This window comes from Pseudomonas sp. (genome assembly GCF_035554175.1).
Lineage (GTDB): Bacteria > Pseudomonadota > Gammaproteobacteria > Pseudomonadales > Pseudomonadaceae > Aquipseudomonas.
Genome location: NZ_DATMIV010000048.1, coordinates 1 through 15,983 on the forward strand (window position 1 = coordinate 1; position 15,983 = coordinate 15,983).

Genomic DNA, 15,983 nt, shown 5'->3' on the forward strand with positions numbered 1-15,983 from the left:
CCCTCGAAGGGGGCTGCACGACGTTATCGAAGCGGGAAAATTGTGGCTGTAGGACGCGTCGCTAATGACGTGGGGATTGTTCGCTGCGTAACTGTGGCGCGTGGAATCTGTGGCGAGGGAGCTTGCTCCCGCTGGGGTGCGCAGCGCCCCAAAAAATGGGCCTGCTGCGCAGTCCAGCGGGAGCAAGCTCCCTCGCCACAAGTGTTATTGCAGCTGTGAATGCTTGCGACTCGCCGCCGCCGTCACCGCATAACCAATCAGCGCCGCGAGAATCGAGCCGGTAAGGATGCCCATCCTGTCCATGCCGGCGTAATCACTCACGCCGGGTTCGAAGGCCAGTGAGCCGACGAACAGGCTCATGGTGAAGCCGATGCCGCAGAGGATCGCCACGCCCAGGACCTGCCCCCAATTCGCGCCTTGGGGCAGGGCGGCGAGGCCGATCTTGACCGCCAGCCAGGTCAGGCCGAACACGCCGATGGTTTTGCCCAGCAGCAGGCCGATGGCGATGCCCATCGGCACGTCGTGAGTGAAGCTTTCGACGGTGACGCCGCTCAGCGACAGACCGGCGTTGGCGAAGGCGAACAGCGGCAGGATGCCGTAGGCGACCCACGGGTGCAGCGCGTGTTCGAGGGTCAGCAGCGGCGACGGTTCGGCATTTTTCGTGCGCAAGGGAATGCAGAAAGCCAGGGTCACACCGGCCAGCGTGGCGTGGACTCCGCTCTTGAGCACGCAGACCCAGAGGATCAGGCCGATGATCATGTACGGCCCGAGCTTGACCACGCCGAACCGGTTCATCGCCACCAGCGCGGCAATGCAGGCAGCCGCCAGACCCAGGGACAGGGTCGACAGTTCGCCAGAATAGAAGATCGCGATGATGACGATGGCGCCGAGGTCATCGATGATCGCCAGCGTCATCAGGAACAGCTTCAGCGACACCGGCACGCGCTTGCCGAGCAGCGCCAGTACACCGAGGGCGAACGCGATGTCGGTGGCGGTCGGGATGGCCCAGCCACTCAGGGCGGCGGGGTTGTCGCGGTTGAGGAACCAGTAGATCAGCGCCGGCACCAGCATGCCGCCGATCGCCGCTGCGCCGGGCAGAACGATCTGAGAAGGCTTGGACAGCTGGCCGTCGAGCACTTCGCGTTTCACTTCCAGGCCGATCAGCAGGAAGAACAGCGCCATCAGCCCGTCGTTGATCCAAAGCAGCAGGGGTTTAGCGATTTTCAACGCGCCGATCTGCGCTACCACCGGGGTGTCGAGCAGGCCGGTGTACAGCCAGGACAGCGGCGAGTTGTTGATCATCAGCGCAAGGATGGCTGCGGCGATCAATAACAGACCGCTGGCAGCTTCCAACTGAAAGAAACGCGTGAAAGTGCTACGCAGAGGCAAGGTCGCTCTCCATCGATTGAGTCAAAAGGTGCCACACCCTAACCCGTACCGTTAGTTGTTAAAACACAAATTATATTCTTTTTTGTTATATGTCGTTACAGGCTGTCTGGCCAGGCAACGCTGAGCCTAGCAGTTGCCTGACACATTGAGACTCAGCTGTATCTTTGCCGTCAGCAGGATTTTTCCTAAGCTTGCCCATGACCTTTCTCAGCAGACTGATCTGCTGTCTGATTCAACGAGAACCGAGACCATGAGCGACAACCGACAGTGGGCCCGTGAAGCCATTCGCATCATCGAGGCGGATTTTCAGCGCAGCGCCGACACCCACCTGATCCCTTTGCCGCTACCTGGTTTTGCCGGCATCGAGTTGTATTTCAAGGACGAATCCAGCCACCCCACCGGCAGCCTCAAACATCGTCTGGCCCGTTCACTGTTCCTCTACGCGTTGTGCAACGGTTGGCTCAAGCCCGGCGCGCCGGTGATCGAGGCGTCCAGCGGGTCGACAGCGATTTCGGAAGCGTATTTCGCGCGCATGCTCGGCTTGCCGTTTATCGCAGTGATGCCAGCGTCCACCTCGAAAGAGAAGATTGCCCAGATTGCCTTCTATGGTGGCCAAAGCCATCTGGTGAAAGATCCGACACAGATCTACGCCGAATCCGAACGTTTGGCGCGCGAGCATGGCGGTCACTTCATCGACCAGTTCACCTACGCCGAACGCGCCACCGACTGGCGAGCGAACAACAATATCGCTGAGTCGATCTTCCAGCAGATGCGCTATGAGAAACACCCCGAACCGAGCTGGCTGATCTCCAGTCCCGGCACCGGCGGCACCACCGCGACCCTTGGGCGTTATGTGCGCTATCGCCAGCACTGCACCCGCGTGTTGTGCGCCGATGCCGAGCGTTCGGTGTTCTTCGACTTTTATCAGACCGGGGATGCCGGCCTGCGACTGGACTGCGGGTCGCGAATCGAGGGCATTGGTCGGCCACGGGTGGAAGCGTCGTTCCTGCCCAAGGTGATCGATGCGATGGTCAAAGTGCCGGACGCGTTGTCGCTGGCGGCGATGCATTATCTGGCGCAGCGTCTGGGGCGGCATGTCGGCGGATCGAGCGGGACCAATCTGATCGGCGCGCTGATGGCGGCGCAGCAGATGAAAGCGGCGGGGGAATCGGGATCGATCGTGGCGATTCTGTGCGATGGCGGCGAGCGTTATGCCGACACATATTACGATCAGGGCTGGCTGAAGGCGCAGGGTTATGAGTTGGATGATTTGATTGCAGCGGTGGCGGCGAGTGCCGAGCGCGGCGAGGCGCTGCCGACCTCCGTGATTCGCGCGAATATCTAAAGCTGAACGCAGAAACCAATGTGGGAGCGAGCTCGCTCGCGAATGCGGAGTCACATTCAACATCTTCGTTGATTGACAGGCCGCTTTCGCGAGCAAGCTCGCTCCCACAGGGTTTGTGTTGTGTCAGCTTATGCTGATCAGGCTTCCAGGCCGAGAATATCCCGGGCCACAGCCTCGGCAATCCGAATCCCGTCAACGCCCGCCGAGAGAATCCCACCGGCATAACCCGCGCCTTCACCGGCCGGGAACAGGCCCTTGACGTTCATGCTCTGCAGCGACTCGTTGCGCGTTATGCGCAGCGGTGACGAGGTGCGCGTCTCGATCCCGGTCAGCACGGCATCGTGCAGCGAGTAACCGCGAATCTGCTTCTCGAACGCCGGCAAGGCTTCACGGATCGCCTCGATCGCGAAGTCCGGCAGCGCCAGGGCCAGATCACCCAGAGCAACGCCCGGTTTATACGACGGTTCGACTTCGCCCAGTTCGGTCGAAGGCTTGCCGTTGATGAAGTCGCCTACCAGTTGCGCCGGGGCCTTGTAGTCGCTGCCGCCCAGGATAAAGGCGTGGGATTCCAGGCGTTCCTGCAATTCGATACCGGCGAGCGGGCCGCCCGGGTAGTCGACTTCCGGGGTGATGCCGACGACGATCCCGGAGTTGGCGTTGCGCTCGTTACGCGAGTATTGGCTCATGCCATTGGTGACCACGCGGTTCGGCTCCGACGTCGCCGCGACCACGGTGCCGCCCGGGCACATGCAGAAGCTGTAGACCGAGCGACCATTTTTGGCGTGATGCACCAGTTTGTAGTCGGCAGCCCCGAGTTTCGGGTGGCCGGCGTATTTGCCCAGACGCGCGCGGTCGATCAGCGATTGCGGGTGTTCGATGCGAAAACCCACCGAGAACGGCTTGGCTTCCATGAACACGCCACGGCCATGGAGCATGCGGAAGGTGTCGCGGGCGCTGTGGCCGAGGGCCAGGATCACATGCCTCGAATGCAGGGTCTCGCCGCTGGCCAGTTGCACGCCGAGCAGTTGGCCGTCTTCGATCAGGACGTCGGTGACGCGTTCCTGGAAGCGCACTTCACCGCCCATCTCGCGGATCTGTTCGCGCATGTTTTCGACCATACCGGTCAAACGAAACGTACCGATGTGCGGTTTGCTGACGTAGAGAATTTCTTCCGGCGCACCGGCCTTGACGAATTCGTGCAGCACCTTGCGTCCGAGGAACTTCGGATCCTTGATCTGGCTGTACAGCTTGCCGTCGGAGAAAGTGCCCGCGCCGCCTTCGCCGAACTGCACGTTGGACTCGGGGTTGAGCACGCTTTTACGCCAAAGGCCCCAAGTGTCCTTGGTGCGCTGGCGCACTTCGGTGCCGCGTTCGAGGATGATCGGTTTGAAACCCATTTGCGCCAGCAGCAGGCCGGCGAAGATGCCGCAAGGGCCGAAACCGACGACGATTGGGCGCTGACTGAGATCGCTCGGTGCCTGGCCGACGAATTTATAGCTGACATCCGGCGCCACGTTGACGTTGCGGTCGTCGGCGAACTTGCCCAGCACCCTGGCCTCGTCGCGGACGTTGAGGTCGATGGTGTAGATGAAGCACAGTTCGGAGGACTTTTTGCGCGCGTCATAGCTGCGCTTGAACAAGGTGAAATCGAGCAGGTCATCGCTGGCGATGCCCAGGCGTTGCACGATGGCGGCGCGCAGGTCTTCTTCGGGATGATCGATTGGCAGCTTGAGTTCAGTGATTCGTAACATGGCGGAGATCCGGATTCGCGGGGCGCACAACTGCGCCAGGGCGTTGAAGGCGGCGATTATAAGCCGCCGCAACCGGATCCGTGGGGGAAAAACGATCAGTCGTTACGTGCACCGCCGAAATAGCCGCAGCCGCGCTGCACCTGGCCGTCGATTCGCAGTTCCGCGCTCATGTGCTGCACGCTGCCAGTGCTGCTGTCCACGCAGCGCTGCGGCGCGACCCACAATTCGATGCGCTGGTTGTTCGCTTCGCTGCTGAGATTGAAGCGACCGTCGCCCAGTTGCTCTTCCACATAGGGCACGGCAAGCGGAGGCTGGCCCGCGCGATCAATGACCATGCCTTTACCACTGACCTTGACGTTCCACTCCGGGCCATGGCCGGCGGCGCGCAGGATCAGCAATTTGAAGTTGGGGTCATCACAGGCTGTGCCCGAGCGTTCGACGCGATACAACTGGCTCAGGTCGAGCCGATCGCCCGCGACTTTGCCGCGCACATCAGCGAACAGCTTGCCCTGTTCGTCGGCCAGGGTCGCGGCCTCTTGCAGGACACTGGTGCCGCCGATGTCATTGACCACCAGTTGACGCTGCTCCTGGCACGGCTGAAACACCAGTTTGCCGTCGGCGGCGGTCAGTTGTCCCTGCATTCGCGTTTGCCCGATATGAGAGGCACTTTCGCGCTGGCCATCGAACAACTGGCAGGCGGCAAACAACGGCAGCAGGGCAACGAGGACAAACGAACGGGCAACACGCATCTTTGGCTCTCCAGACAGGTGCTGCCACGTTACTGACGCTGGCTGTCGATCACAAGGCTTGTGTGGCCACTATTGAGTCGTCATTAAGGTCGATGCATAGTTTTGCCTCATGGATCAGGAAGAACTTTATGCAATGGAAGTCTGTGATGTTGTCGTTGGCGCTGGCCGCATCGGGCGCAAGTCAGGCGGCCGAGATCAATCTTTCCTCGGCAACCGATTTCACCCGAACGGAGCTGCTGCTCAAGGATGATCAAGGGGCCAACCCGGATCACGTCCAGCTCTCGGTCATTCTGACGCCAGAAGCAACCGAGCGGGTCGCGCGAATCAGCCGGAAATCGATCGGCAAACGGTTGACGGTTTCGATCAATGGCCAGCCGATTTCTACGGCGATGGTTTACTCGGCGCTGGGGTCCCAATTCAGGATTTCGATGCCTCGGCCCGTTGCCAGAAAGCTTTTGCCCACCCTGATCGAGTAAACGATCAGCCCACGTGAAACGTCTGCCCGGTCTGTAGGCCTTCGACACTTTTCGCATAGGCCAATGCCACTTCCGCTGCAGGAACCGCCTTGAAGCCACGGAAGTAGGGCGCGTATTTGCCCATGGCCTCGCTCAGAACGGTCGGGCTGACCGAGTTCACCCGCAGACCACGCGGCAGTTCGATGGCGGCGGCGCGGACGAAACTGTCGAGGGCGCCGTTAACCAGCGCTGCCGAGGCGCCGCTGCGAATCGGGTCGTGGCTGAGCACGCCGGTGGTGAAGGTAAACGAGGCGCCGTCATTGGCGTATTCGCGGCCGATCAGCAGCAGGTTGACCTGGCCCATCAGTTTGTCTTTCAGGCCGAGGGCGAAGCTGTCTTCAGTCATCTCCTCCAGCGCTGCGAAGGTGACGTTGCCCGCCGCGCAGATCAACGCATCGAAATTGCCGGTCTGTTCGAACAGCTTGCGAATCGATGCGCTGTCGCTGATATCCACCTGCAAGTCACCGCTGCTGCGTCCGATACGAATGACCTCGTGGCGTTGCGACAATTCTTTGTCCACTGCCGAACCAATGGTGCCGCCTGCGCCAATCAACAGAATTTTCATCGAGCTGTACCTCAGGTGAGTGAATGAGGTTTCAGTCTAGAGTGGTTTTTTCGCTGGATAAGCGCACTAATAGGCAACCTTTGGTTTTCAAATGGAAACAATCCATGAGCGAAATGGATGATCTGGTCGCGTTTGCCGTGCTGATCGAGGCCGGTAGTTTCACCCTCGCCGCGCAGCAGTTGGGCTGCAGCAAGGGCCAGCTGTCCAAGCGCATCAGCCAGCTTGAAACCCGGTTCGCTGTGGTTTTGCTGCAGCGCACGACCCGGCGTTTGAGCCTGACGGCGGCGGGCGCGGCGCTGCTGCCGCAGGCTCAGGCGCTGGTCGTCCAGGTCGAGCGCGCACGACAGGCCCTGGCGCGCTTGAAGGATGACATGGCCGGGCCAGTGCGCATGACGGTTCCGGTGTCGCTGGGGGAAACCTTCTTCGATGGCTTGTTGTTGGAGTTTTCCGGGCAATATCCCGAGGTGCAGATCGAGCTGGAGCTGAACAACAGTTATCGCGATTTGTCCCGGGATGGCTTTGATCTGGCGATTCGCGCCGAGGTGTCCAATGATGATCGGCTGGTCGCCAGACCGCTGCTGGCGTGGCATGAAATGACCTGCGCCAGCCCAGTCTATCTCGAACGTTTCGGCGAGCCGGCGACGCCACAGGCACTGACCGAGCATCGCTGTCTGCTCAACAGCCACTACAGCGGGCGGGAGGAGTGGTTGTATCACCAGCAGCACGAATTGCTGCGGGTGCGTGTGTCCGGGCCGTTTGCCAGCAACCACTACAACCTGTTGAAAAAAGCTGCGCTGTCCGGCGCCGGCATCGCTCGCTTGCCGTCGTACCTGCTGCAAACGGAACTGGCTGACGGCCGCTTGCGCTGGCTGCTGCGCGATTACCAGACCCGGCGCATGCCGATGTATCTGGTGCATCCGTATCAGGGCGGATTGCCGAAACGCACGCAGGTGCTCGCGGATTATCTGATTGGCTGGTTCAAGCGCAGTGGCGAGGCGCTGGATCGACTCCAGCGCTGAAAGCCAACCTGTGTAGGAGCTGCCGCAGGCTGCGATCTTTTGATTTTGCTTCTGGAAGATCGAAAGATCGCAGCCTTCGGCAGCTCCTACATGGACGAAGTCAGCCCTGGAATCGGCGGGCAATCAGGTGATCGATCGACAACCTGCCCGGCCCGGTCGCCATCAGATAGAGCAACACCGCCGCCCAGGTGCCGTGGGTCGGATAGGCAGCCGGATAGACAAACAGTTGAATGATCAGGGTCATGCCAAGCAATGCGAGCGCCGAAAACCGTGTGGCAAGACCGAGCAGAATCAGTAGCGCAAATACATGCTCGGCAAACGCCGCCATATGCGCAGCGAATTCTGGCGACAGCAGCGGCAGGTTGTACTCGCTCTGAAACAGCGGAATCGTCGAGTCCGCCAAACGCGGCCAGCCCAATTCGAAGGTACCGTCGATCAAGTCGATCGCCAGCCCTTCGACCTTGGTTTGCCCGGACTTCCAGAACACCGCTGCAATCGAGAAACGCGCAATGAAGGCAATCAGGCTGTGCGGGATTTTTTCCAGTAGCGCGATGGCGCGAAGGATGATGTTGTTCATGGCAACTCCTTGTAATGCAGGCGAGTGATCGCGTTGTGCGCGATCAGCAGGGCGAGGGTCTGGGCGAGATCGAACGGCGGGCTGTTTTCTGCCGCAGCCAGCAGTGACGAGCCCTTGACCAGATGACGGATAAACACACTCGCACCCGAGTCAAGCGCAAACACTTCAACGTCGAGACCGTTGCGCAGCACCAGAGCATGCTGGCCTTGATTGAGGCCGATGCCCGCCAGGCTTTGCTCCTGTTGATGCGCGGCCCAGATCGCCACCACGGCGTAGGCTGAGTCGAGCAAATGCAGGGAAGGATGCAGCTCGAAACACAGCCCATCCAACGTCTGCGGACTGGCGAGCGCGGCGCTGACTTGCTCAGGCCGGATCGGCTGCGCATCGGCGGCGTGGTAGGCGACCGTGCGCAAGTGCTCGAGGCGGGCAACATCGGCCACGTAAGGCACGCCGGCGATGGGTTCGAATTGCGCGATGAAGTCGGCGAAGTCCTCGCCATAGCGGCTCATCAACGGACTTTGTGGCGGCTGGCCTTGTACGAAAACGGCCGTCATGGCATGGAAGAATTCATCGCCGACCAACTGCACCACCACCGGGTAACTGTCTGCCAGGGCGTTGATCAACGAACTCTGCACGTTGTTGCGATACACCGCAAAACGCCGCGAGGGGTCGGCGCCGTTACGGCTGCACAGGCCATCGGGGCAGGGCAGCTGTACGTCGAGCAGGGCGGCGGCGAAGTCCGCTTGCGTGCTCATGCGCCACGCTCTGCACGGCGCAACAGCGCCTCGGCTTGCTGCGCTTCGGCCAGCAACACGTCGAAGTCCGGCACGTGATTATCACGTTCGATCAGCGTCGCCACCGGGCCGATACGGCGCAGCACTTGTCGGTACAGATCCCAAACGGCCTGATCAATCGGCGCGCCATGGTCGTCGATCAGCAAGCGGTCGCCGAGGCTGTCGCAATCTTCAGCAAACCCGGCCAGGTGAATCTCACCGATCGCGTGCAGCGGTAATGCGTCGAGGTAGGCCTGCGGATTGCGCTGATGATTGATGCACGACACATAGACATTGTTGACGTCGAGCAACAAACCACAGCCGCTGCGCCGGATTACTTCGGCGATGAACTCGGCCTCGTCGATGGTTGAATGCTGGAATGCCAGATAAGTCGCCGGGTTTTCCAGCAGCATCGGTCGTTTGAGGGTGTTCTGCACTTGATCGATGTGAGCGCAGACGCGGTTCAGCGTCGGCGTGTCATAGGCCAGTGGCAGCAGATCGTTGAGAAACACCGGGCCGTGGCTCGACCAGGCCAGATGCTCGGAAAAGGCTTGTGGTTGATAGCGCTCGATCAGCTCGGCGAGGCGTTTGAGGTGCTGGCTGTCCAGCGGGCCCTCGCCACCGATCGACAGCCCCACGCCATGCAACGACAGCGGGTACTGCTCGCGAATCAAACCGAGGAAATGATGAAACGGGCCGCCGGCGACCATGTAGTTTTCGGCGTGGACTTCGAAGAAACCGAGGTCGGGAATGGAGCCGAGCACTTCCAGGAAGTGCCCGGTCTTGAGTCCCAGCCCGGCGCGGGCAGGGAGCTCGGTGCGAGCTGCCTGAGTGCGCGGCAGGGACGGTTCGTGATGACTGAACATGGGCGTCACTCAGGCAGGCCGTGGATCAGGACTTGACTTTGAAGGCTTCGAGCTGACCGAAACCGGTCGGCGAGGTTTTGCTTTCGGTAGTAGCGCAGGTGCCTTTCGGAACAAGCTTCCAGGCGTTGGCCTGATAATCCGTTTTCGCCGTGCCAGCGCAGGTGGTGCCTGCACCGGCGGCGCAATCGTTCTTGCCTTTGAGGGCCACGCCGAAGCATTTCTCCATGTTGGCATCGGCAGCCTGAGCGGTGGAGACAGTGGCGATGCTCAAAGCGGAACCGAGAGCCAGAACCAGGGCGGTAGCGGACAGGGTGCGGGTGGTAGCAGTCATGATGTTTCTCCAGTTTTGTCAGGGTTTCTGCAAGCGGTTTGCGCTTGCTTGTCCCTCTAGAGAACGGGTGGGGGCATGCGTTACAGATAGGGCGAGAAATTTATAAAAATCTCGGATTCACCGGTATCCCCTGGGGGAGCGAGCCTGCTCGCGAAGGCTTCATGGCAGATACCAATAATGTTGAATGACACACCGCTTTCGCGAGCAGGCTCGCTCCCACAGGAGGCAGTGCTTTTCGTCCGGGCATAAAAAACGGCCCGAAGGCCGTTTTTTGTTCAGCGATGAAACTCAACCCCCCAGATACGCCTCGCGCACTTTCGGGTCGGTCAGCAGCGCTTCACCGGTGCCTTGCATGACCACGCGGCCGTTCTCCAAAACGTAGGCGCGGTCGGCGATTTTCAGCGCCTGGTTGGCGTTCTGCTCGACCAGAAACACCGTCACACCGTCCTTGCGCAGCTGTTCGATGATGTCGAAGATCTGCTGGATGATGATCGGCGCCAGACCCAGCGACGGCTCGTCGAGCAGCAACAGCTTGGGCTTGCTCATCAGCGCACGGCCGATGGCGAGCATCTGCTGTTCGCCGCCGGACATGGTGCCGCCGCGCTGGTTGAAGCGTTCTTTCAGGCGTGGGAAAAGTCCGAGAACCTTGTCCATCTGTTCCTGATAGTCGCCCTTATCTGTGAAAAATCCGCCCATGGACAGGTTTTCTTCCACGGTCAGACGGGCAAACACCCGACGACCTTCCGGCACCACGGCGATGCTCTTGCGCATGATCTGCGACGAGTCCTGGCCGACCAGTTCCTCACCCATGTAGCGGATGCTGCCGCTGTGCGCCTGCGGCGAACCGCACAGCGTCATCAGCAGCGTCGACTTGCCGGCACCGTTGGCGCCGATCAGCGTAACGATCTCACCCTGACGGACTTCGACGTTGACGCTGTGCAGGGCCTGGATCTTGCCGTAGAAGGTGGAAACGTTTTCAAACTGCAGCATTTACGCTTCCCCCAGGTAGGCTTTGATCACTTCAGGATTGTCGCGGATCTGTTCCGGCGTACCGTCGGCCAGCGGCGTGCCCTGGTTGATCACGACGATGTGGTCGGAAATGCTCATGACCAGTTTCATGTCGTGTTCGATCAGCAGCACGGTGACGTTGTGCTCTTCGCGCAGCACACCGATCAGCGCCTTGAGGTCTTCGGTTTCCTTCGGGTTCAGGCCGGCGGCCGGTTCGTCGAGCATGAGAATCCGCGGACGGGTCATCATGCAGCGGGCGATTTCCAGACGCCGTTGCTGGCCGTAGGCGAGGGTGCCGGCGGTACGGTTGGCGAACTCTTTGAGGTTGACCTTTTCCAGCCAGTACTCGGCAAACTCCATGGCCTCGCGCTCGCTTTTGCGGAACGCCGGGGTCTTGAACAGGCCGGACAGGAAGTTGGTGTTCAGGTGACGATGCTGGGCGATCAACAGGTTCTCGACCGCCGTCATGTCTTTGAACAAGCGCACGTTCTGGAAGGTACGCACCACGCCTTTGAGGGCGATCTTGTGGCCCGGCAGGCCCTGGATCGGCTCGCCGTCGAGCAGGATGCTGCCGCCGGTGGGCTGATAGAAACCGGTCAGGCAGTTGAACACGGTGGTCTTGCCGGCGCCGTTCGGCCCGATCAGGGCAACCACCTGTTTCTCTTTGACGGTCAGCGCCACGCCGTTGACCGCGAGCAAACCGCCGAAGCGCATGCTCAGATTTTCGACTTTAAGGATCTCGCGGCTCATTTGCGCAACTCCATGTGTGGGCGTTGCATCGGCAGCAGACCTTGTGGACGCCAGATCATCATCAACACCATCAGGGCACCGAACATCAACATGCGGTACTCGCTGAACTCACGCATCATTTCCGGCAACAGGATCATCACGATCGCCGCCAGGATCACACCCAGTTGCGAGCCCATGCCACCCAACACGACGATGGCGAGAATGATCGCCGATTCGATGAAGGTGAACGACTCCGGGGTCACCAGACCCTGACGGGCAGCGAAGAAGCTGCCGGCGAAACCGGCGAAGGCGGCGCCAAGGGTGAACGCGGAAAGTTTGATCACGGTCGGGTTCAGGCCCAACGCACGGCAAGCGATTTCGTCTTCACGCAGTGCTTCCCACGCCCGGCCGATCGGCATGCGCAACAGACGGTTGATGACGAACAGCGCCGCCAGCGCCAGCAACAGGGCCACCAGGTAAAGGAAGATCACCTTGTTGATCGAGTTGTATTGCAGACCAAAATACTCGTGGAACGTCTGCAGGCCTTCGGCCGCTTTGCGTTCGAAGGTCAGGCCGAAGAACGTCGGTTTCTCGATGTTGCTGATGCCGTTAGGGCCGCCGGTGATATCGGTCAGGTTACGCAGGAACAGACGGATGATCTCGCCGAAGCCGAGAGTCACGATTGCCAGATAGTCGCCGCGCAGACGCAACACCGGGAAGCCCAGCAGGAAGCCGAACGTCGCCGCCATCAGACCGGCAATCGGCAGGCAGATCCAGAAACTCAGGCCGTAGTAGTGCGACAGCAACGCATAGCTGTAGGCGCCGACGGCGTAGAAGCCGACGTAACCGAGGTCGAGCAGGCCGGCCAGACCGACGACGATGTTCAGGCCCAGGCCGAGCATCACGTAGATCAGGATCAGCGTTGCAATGTCCACCGCGCCACGGGAGCCGAAAAACGGCCACACCAGCGCTACCAGAATCAGCGCAATGATGAAATAACGCTGGGTAGTCGGCAGGGTCAGGAAGTTGCTCGCCTTGGCCGGAATCAGCGGCATGCCCGGCGAGGAGCGCCAGGCCTTGCTGATCTGCTGATTGAACAGCACGCGCAAGAACATCAGCACCGAGCAGATCGCGATGGTCGCGAGGATGGCCGGGCTGGTGTTGTGCACTTCCAGGTTGATGCCGACGATGGTCAGTTTCAGACCGAGTACCGGGTAGGCCACAGCCCAGACCAGCAAGGCACTGAACAGTGCCTGTTTAAGATTCCTAGTCATACTTTCTCAACCTCCGGACGGCCCAGAATGCCGGTCGGACGGAACAACAGCACCAGAACCAGCAGGCCGAACGCCACGACGTCCTTGTACTGGTCGCCGAAGATATCGGCACCGAACGCTTCCGCTACACCGAGCACCAACCCACCGAGCATCGCCCCGGGGATGCTGCCGATGCCGCCCAGTACCGCAGCGGTGAAGGCCTTGAGGCCGACGAGGAAACCGGCGTTCGGGTTGATCACGCCATATTGCATGCTCAGCAGCACGGCAGCGATGGCCGCCAGTGCAGCACCGATGACGAAGGTCAGGGCGATGATGTTGTTGGTATTGATGCCGAGCAGGTTGGCCATCTTGATGTCCTCGGCACAGGCGCGGCAGGCGCGGCCCAGTCGGGAACGGGAGATGAACAGCGTCAGGCCGAGCATGGCGATCACGGTCACCACGAAGACCACGATCTGCATGTAGGAAATCAGCACTTCTTGTGCGCCACCCGGACCGAAGGCGAAGTTGCCCGGGATCAGGTTGGGGATTGCTTTGTCCTTGGAGTCTTGCGCCAGCAGAACGGTATTCTGCAGGAAGATCGACATACCGATGGCAGAAATCAGCGGGATCAGACGGTTGCTGCCGCGCAGCGGGCGATAGGCGATCCGCTCGATGCTGTAACCGTAGGAACTGGTGACGACGATGCTGGCGATGAACGCCGCAGTCATCAACAGCGGGACACTGTCGAGTCCCATCATGGTCAGCCCGGCGATGGCGATGAACGCCACGTAGGAACCGATCATGTACACCTCGCCGTGGGCGAAGTTGATCATTCCAATGATGCCGTAAACCATCGTGTAGCCGATGGCGATCAGGGCATACATGCTGCCAACGTTGAGGCCGTTAACCAGCTGTTGGAAGAAGTGATAGAGGTCAGGCATTACAGCGCTCCTAAAAACCTGTACGCATTTCACTGGTGGAGTCATTTTCCCGCCCGGCCCCGTGGATCTCCATCCACTTCGAATCCGGGTTTTGCCAGCGAACCGCTGATGACGGTTTTGAGATTTTCAGGTGGGCAGACTGGCGGATCACGCCAGCGCGGCCCATACATTCGCAAAACAAAGCCCACGGCACGCCGTGGGCTTTATTGGCAGTCAGTCGGGCAGGGCCTTACTGAGGCGAAACTTCGGTTTTAGGTTTGCCGTTGTGCCACTCGTACACGACGAATTTGAAGTCTTTCAGGTCGCCCTTGTCGTCGAAGCTCAGGTCACCGGTCGGGGTCTTGAACGAACCGGCGTGAATGGCTTCGGCCACTTTGGCGGAGTCTTCGGACTTGGCAGCCTTGATGCCCTCGGCAATCACGGTCACAGCCGAGTAGGACGGGAACACGAACGGACCGCTCGGATCTTCCTTCTTGGCTTTGAACACGTCAGCCAGGGCGACGTTGGCCGGGTCCTGGTCGAAGGATTTCGGCAGGGTCACCAGCAGGCCTTCGGAGGCGTCCTTGGCGATCTGGGTGATCGAGTCGTTACCCACGCCTTCCGGACCCATGAAGCGGGCTTTCAGGCCTTTCTCCTGAGCCTGACGCAGGATCAGGCCGAGCTCCGGGTGGTAGCCGCCGTAGTAAACGAAGTCGACGTTGGCTTGCTTGAGCTTGGCGATGATTGCGGAGAAGTCTTTGTCGCCAGCGTTGACGCCTTCGAAGACGGCAACCTTGGTGCCTTTCTTCTCGAGGGTCGATTTGACGGCGGTGGCGATGCCTTCACCGTACTGCTGTTTGTCGTGCAGTACGCCAACCACTTTCGGTTTGACGTGATCGGCGATGTAGTTGCCGGCGGCAGGGCCCTGGGCGCTGTCCAGACCGATGGTGCGGAAGATCATTTTGTAGCCACGGGCGGTGATGTCCGGGCTGGTGGCGGCCGGGGTGATCATGATCACGCCTTCGTCTTCGTAGATGTCCGAAGCCGGCTGGGTGGAGCTGGAGCACAGGTGACCGACCACGAACTTGACGCCGTCGTTGACGACCTTGTTCGCTACCGCTACCGCTTGTTTCGGATCGCAGGCATCGTCGTATTCAACGGCTTCGAGTTTCTTGCCGTCGACGCCGCCCTTGGCGTTGATCTGCTCGATGGCCATTTTCGCGCCACTGAACTGCATGTCGCCGTACTGGGCTACTGGACCGGTCTTGGGACCGGCGATACCGATTTTGATGGTGTCAGCTGCGAACGAATGGCTGGCAACCCCGGCCAGAACCATAGCGGCAAACAGTTTGGAAATCTGCTTAGTAGCCTTAGTCATAGTGCTCCACTCTTACTGTTGTATTTTTTAGAGTTCTGGCGCCGCAGCAGCAGAACCGGGTCAGATATCTTTGCGACATCCTCCGGAAACGCCCCCAGCAACTGTACCGGTACAGTGTAGAGCGCCGCTTGTTCAACTGGGAAGCAGGCGCCACGGGGCAAAACTTGGAGGTGTCGCATTTTTGAATGAAAAAGACAGAATCGCGGCGGGGCAATCGGGGGCATATATCCCAATAGGCAGCTTTCCCTGGCATTCCTGCTCTTTTCGTTCGGTGAAGCGATTTGCAACCGGGTTTTTCTGGCGGATCACCGACGTTATCATTCGCGTCGATTTCTTTTCCGGACAGCTCCCATGAATCAAGAACCTAGCACCCTCTATGCCAAGCTGCTTGGTGAAACGGCATCCATTACCTGGAAAGAGCTGGAGCCGTTCTTCGCCAAGGGTGCCCTATTGTGGGTCGACCCAGCGCTCGATTTGATCGCTGCCGCCGAGGCCGTGGCGTCGGACGAAGGCGAGAAAGTCGCGGCCTGGCTGGCCGACGACAAAGTCGCCAAGCTGTCTGAAACGCGGGCGCTGGATATTTTCGAGCGTGATCCGCAGCTTTGGGCCGTGGTGGTTTCGCCTTGGATTCTGATCCAGGAAAGGGCGGTCACTTCAGGGGATGCACCTTGATGGTGCGATCGACCCGCTTTGAAAAGTGTGTAGCGGAGTAGCGTGATGGCACCTTGCCGTGGAGAAACACCACGCATCACGGTGACGTAAACGTAACGGGAACAGTTTAGTAAGCAGCCTAACGGCTGCTTAATTGTTTCTGG

The 15,983-nt window shown here is 60.1% G+C and carries 17 protein-coding genes; 4 read left to right on the top strand and 13 right to left on the bottom strand.

Translation table 11 applies throughout. The features are described from left to right. Positions 1 to 204: 204 nt before the first annotated feature. Positions 205 to 1,389 carry a Na+/H+ antiporter NhaA gene (gene nhaA / locus VNV36_RS20650; RefSeq protein WP_325720014.1) on the bottom strand — a complete coding sequence of 395 codons (1,185 nt, stop codon included), beginning with the start codon at positions 1,387 to 1,389 and terminating at the stop codon, positions 205 to 207. A gap of 250 nt (positions 1,390 to 1,639) precedes the next feature. Between nhaA and VNV36_RS20655 the strand changes: the two genes are divergently transcribed. Next, positions 1,640 to 2,734 carry a PLP-dependent cysteine synthase family protein gene (locus VNV36_RS20655; RefSeq protein ID WP_325720016.1) on the top strand — a complete coding sequence of 365 codons (1,095 nt, stop codon included), beginning with the start codon at positions 1,640 to 1,642 and terminating at the stop codon, positions 2,732 to 2,734. A gap of 137 nt (positions 2,735 to 2,871) precedes the next feature. Here the strand turns inward: VNV36_RS20655 and VNV36_RS20665 are convergent, their stop codons facing one another. Then, a complete protein-coding gene (locus VNV36_RS20665) occupies positions 2,872 to 4,485 on the bottom strand; it encodes an NAD(P)/FAD-dependent oxidoreductase (RefSeq protein ID WP_325720018.1) in 1,614 nt (537 codons plus the stop codon). Between the two features lie 95 nt (positions 4,486 to 4,580). Next, positions 4,581 to 5,234, bottom strand: coding sequence for a COG3650 family protein (locus VNV36_RS20670; protein ID WP_325720020.1), 654 nt, complete (start codon positions 5,232 to 5,234; stop codon positions 4,581 to 4,583). Between the two features lie 128 nt (positions 5,235 to 5,362). Here VNV36_RS20670 and VNV36_RS20675 point away from each other — a divergent pair, with 128 nt between their 5' ends. Continuing rightward, positions 5,363 to 5,710 carry a hypothetical protein gene (locus VNV36_RS20675; RefSeq protein WP_325720022.1) on the top strand — a complete coding sequence of 116 codons (348 nt, stop codon included), beginning with the start codon at positions 5,363 to 5,365 and terminating at the stop codon, positions 5,708 to 5,710. 4 nt (positions 5,711 to 5,714) lie between these two features. On the opposite strand, the gene VNV36_RS20680 is transcribed toward VNV36_RS20675, so the two are convergent. Then, a complete protein-coding gene (locus VNV36_RS20680; protein ID WP_325720024.1) occupies positions 5,715 to 6,314 on the bottom strand; it encodes a short chain dehydrogenase in 600 nt (199 codons plus the stop codon). 104 nt (positions 6,315 to 6,418) lie between these two features. Here VNV36_RS20680 and VNV36_RS20685 point away from each other — a divergent pair, with 104 nt between their 5' ends. After that, the gene (locus tag VNV36_RS20685; protein WP_325720026.1) at positions 6,419 to 7,333 is read left to right on the top strand and encodes a LysR family transcriptional regulator; all 915 of its coding nucleotides are present in this window, start codon (positions 6,419 to 6,421) and stop codon (positions 7,331 to 7,333) included. 100 nt (positions 7,334 to 7,433) lie between these two features. Here the strand turns inward: VNV36_RS20685 and VNV36_RS20690 are convergent, their stop codons facing one another. From VNV36_RS20690 to VNV36_RS20730, 9 genes are all read right to left on the bottom strand, one after another. Further along, positions 7,434 to 7,910, bottom strand: coding sequence for a DoxX family protein (locus VNV36_RS20690; protein ID WP_325720028.1), 477 nt, complete (start codon positions 7,908 to 7,910; stop codon positions 7,434 to 7,436). Then, positions 7,907 to 8,665 carry an HvfC/BufC N-terminal domain-containing protein gene (locus VNV36_RS20695; RefSeq protein ID WP_325720030.1) on the bottom strand — a complete coding sequence of 253 codons (759 nt, stop codon included), beginning with the start codon at positions 8,663 to 8,665 and terminating at the stop codon, positions 7,907 to 7,909. Before VNV36_RS20695 ends, VNV36_RS20690 begins: the two co-directional genes overlap by 4 nt. Continuing rightward, on the bottom strand, positions 8,662 to 9,549 hold the full coding sequence (gene bufB, locus VNV36_RS20700; protein WP_325720032.1) for an MNIO family bufferin maturase: 888 nt from the start codon (positions 9,547 to 9,549) through the stop codon (positions 8,662 to 8,664). Before bufB ends, VNV36_RS20695 begins: the two co-directional genes overlap by 4 nt. 25 nt (positions 9,550 to 9,574) lie before the next feature. Then, positions 9,575 to 9,880, bottom strand: coding sequence for a BufA1 family periplasmic bufferin-type metallophore (locus VNV36_RS20705; RefSeq protein ID WP_325720034.1), 306 nt, complete (start codon positions 9,878 to 9,880; stop codon positions 9,575 to 9,577). A gap of 288 nt (positions 9,881 to 10,168) precedes the next feature. Beyond that, the gene (locus tag VNV36_RS20710; RefSeq protein WP_003222380.1) at positions 10,169 to 10,870 is read right to left on the bottom strand and encodes an ABC transporter ATP-binding protein; all 702 of its coding nucleotides are present in this window, start codon (positions 10,868 to 10,870) and stop codon (positions 10,169 to 10,171) included. After that, positions 10,871 to 11,638 (bottom strand): high-affinity branched-chain amino acid ABC transporter ATP-binding protein LivG, encoded by a 768-nt coding sequence (livG, locus tag VNV36_RS20715; protein ID WP_016771357.1) that lies wholly within the window; start codon positions 11,636 to 11,638, stop codon positions 10,871 to 10,873. It abuts the gene before it with no gap. Then, positions 11,635 to 12,891, bottom strand: coding sequence for a high-affinity branched-chain amino acid ABC transporter permease LivM (locus VNV36_RS20720; RefSeq protein ID WP_325720038.1), 1,257 nt, complete (start codon positions 12,889 to 12,891; stop codon positions 11,635 to 11,637). The genes livG and VNV36_RS20720 overlap by 4 nt, the downstream gene beginning before the upstream one ends. After that, entirely contained in the window at positions 12,888 to 13,811 is a 924-nt protein-coding gene (livH, locus tag VNV36_RS20725) for a high-affinity branched-chain amino acid ABC transporter permease LivH (protein WP_325720040.1), read from the bottom strand. Before livH ends, VNV36_RS20720 begins: the two co-directional genes overlap by 4 nt. A 229-nt stretch (positions 13,812 to 14,040) precedes the next feature. Further along, on the bottom strand, positions 14,041 to 15,168 hold the full coding sequence (locus VNV36_RS20730; protein WP_325720042.1) for a branched-chain amino acid ABC transporter substrate-binding protein: 1,128 nt from the start codon (positions 15,166 to 15,168) through the stop codon (positions 14,041 to 14,043). Between the two features lie 351 nt (positions 15,169 to 15,519). Here VNV36_RS20730 and VNV36_RS20735 point away from each other — a divergent pair, with 351 nt between their 5' ends. Continuing rightward, complete coding sequence (locus VNV36_RS20735) at positions 15,520 to 15,840, top strand: DUF2288 domain-containing protein (RefSeq protein WP_325720044.1); 321 nt, start codon at positions 15,520 to 15,522, stop codon at positions 15,838 to 15,840. Positions 15,841 to 15,983 lie beyond the last annotated feature (143 nt).

Bases quoted from the DNA above. Each gene is read 5' to 3' on its own strand.
- VNV36_RS20655 (WP_325720016.1), top strand. From the start codon at position 1,640: ATGAGCGACAACCGACAGTGGGCCCGTGAAGCCATTCGCATCATCGAG.
- VNV36_RS20665 (WP_325720018.1), bottom strand. From the start codon at position 4,485: ATGTTACGAATCACTGAACTCAAGCTGCCAATCGATCATCCCGAAGAA.
- VNV36_RS20670 (WP_325720020.1), bottom strand. From the start codon at position 5,234: ATGCGTGTTGCCCGTTCGTTTGTCCTCGTTGCCCTGCTGCCGTTGTTT.
- VNV36_RS20675 (WP_325720022.1), top strand. From the start codon at position 5,363: ATGCAATGGAAGTCTGTGATGTTGTCGTTGGCGCTGGCCGCATCGGGC.
- VNV36_RS20680 (WP_325720024.1), bottom strand. From the start codon at position 6,314: ATGAAAATTCTGTTGATTGGCGCAGGCGGCACCATTGGTTCGGCAGTG.
- VNV36_RS20685 (WP_325720026.1), top strand. From the start codon at position 6,419: ATGAGCGAAATGGATGATCTGGTCGCGTTTGCCGTGCTGATCGAGGCC.
- VNV36_RS20690 (WP_325720028.1), bottom strand. From the start codon at position 7,910: ATGAACAACATCATCCTTCGCGCCATCGCGCTACTGGAAAAAATCCCG.
- VNV36_RS20695 (WP_325720030.1), bottom strand. From the start codon at position 8,665: ATGAGCACGCAAGCGGACTTCGCCGCCGCCCTGCTCGACGTACAGCTG.
- bufB (WP_325720032.1), bottom strand. From the start codon at position 9,549: ATGTTCAGTCATCACGAACCGTCCCTGCCGCGCACTCAGGCAGCTCGC.
- VNV36_RS20705 (WP_325720034.1), bottom strand. From the start codon at position 9,880: ATGACTGCTACCACCCGCACCCTGTCCGCTACCGCCCTGGTTCTGGCT.
- VNV36_RS20710 (WP_003222380.1), bottom strand. From the start codon at position 10,870: ATGCTGCAGTTTGAAAACGTTTCCACCTTCTACGGCAAGATCCAGGCC.
- livG (WP_016771357.1), bottom strand. From the start codon at position 11,638: ATGAGCCGCGAGATCCTTAAAGTCGAAAATCTGAGCATGCGCTTCGGC.
- VNV36_RS20720 (WP_325720038.1), bottom strand. From the start codon at position 12,891: ATGACTAGGAATCTTAAACAGGCACTGTTCAGTGCCTTGCTGGTCTGG.
- livH (WP_325720040.1), bottom strand. From the start codon at position 13,811: ATGCCTGACCTCTATCACTTCTTCCAACAGCTGGTTAACGGCCTCAAC.
- VNV36_RS20730 (WP_325720042.1), bottom strand. From the start codon at position 15,168: ATGACTAAGGCTACTAAGCAGATTTCCAAACTGTTTGCCGCTATGGTT.
- VNV36_RS20735 (WP_325720044.1), top strand. From the start codon at position 15,520: ATGAATCAAGAACCTAGCACCCTCTATGCCAAGCTGCTTGGTGAAACG.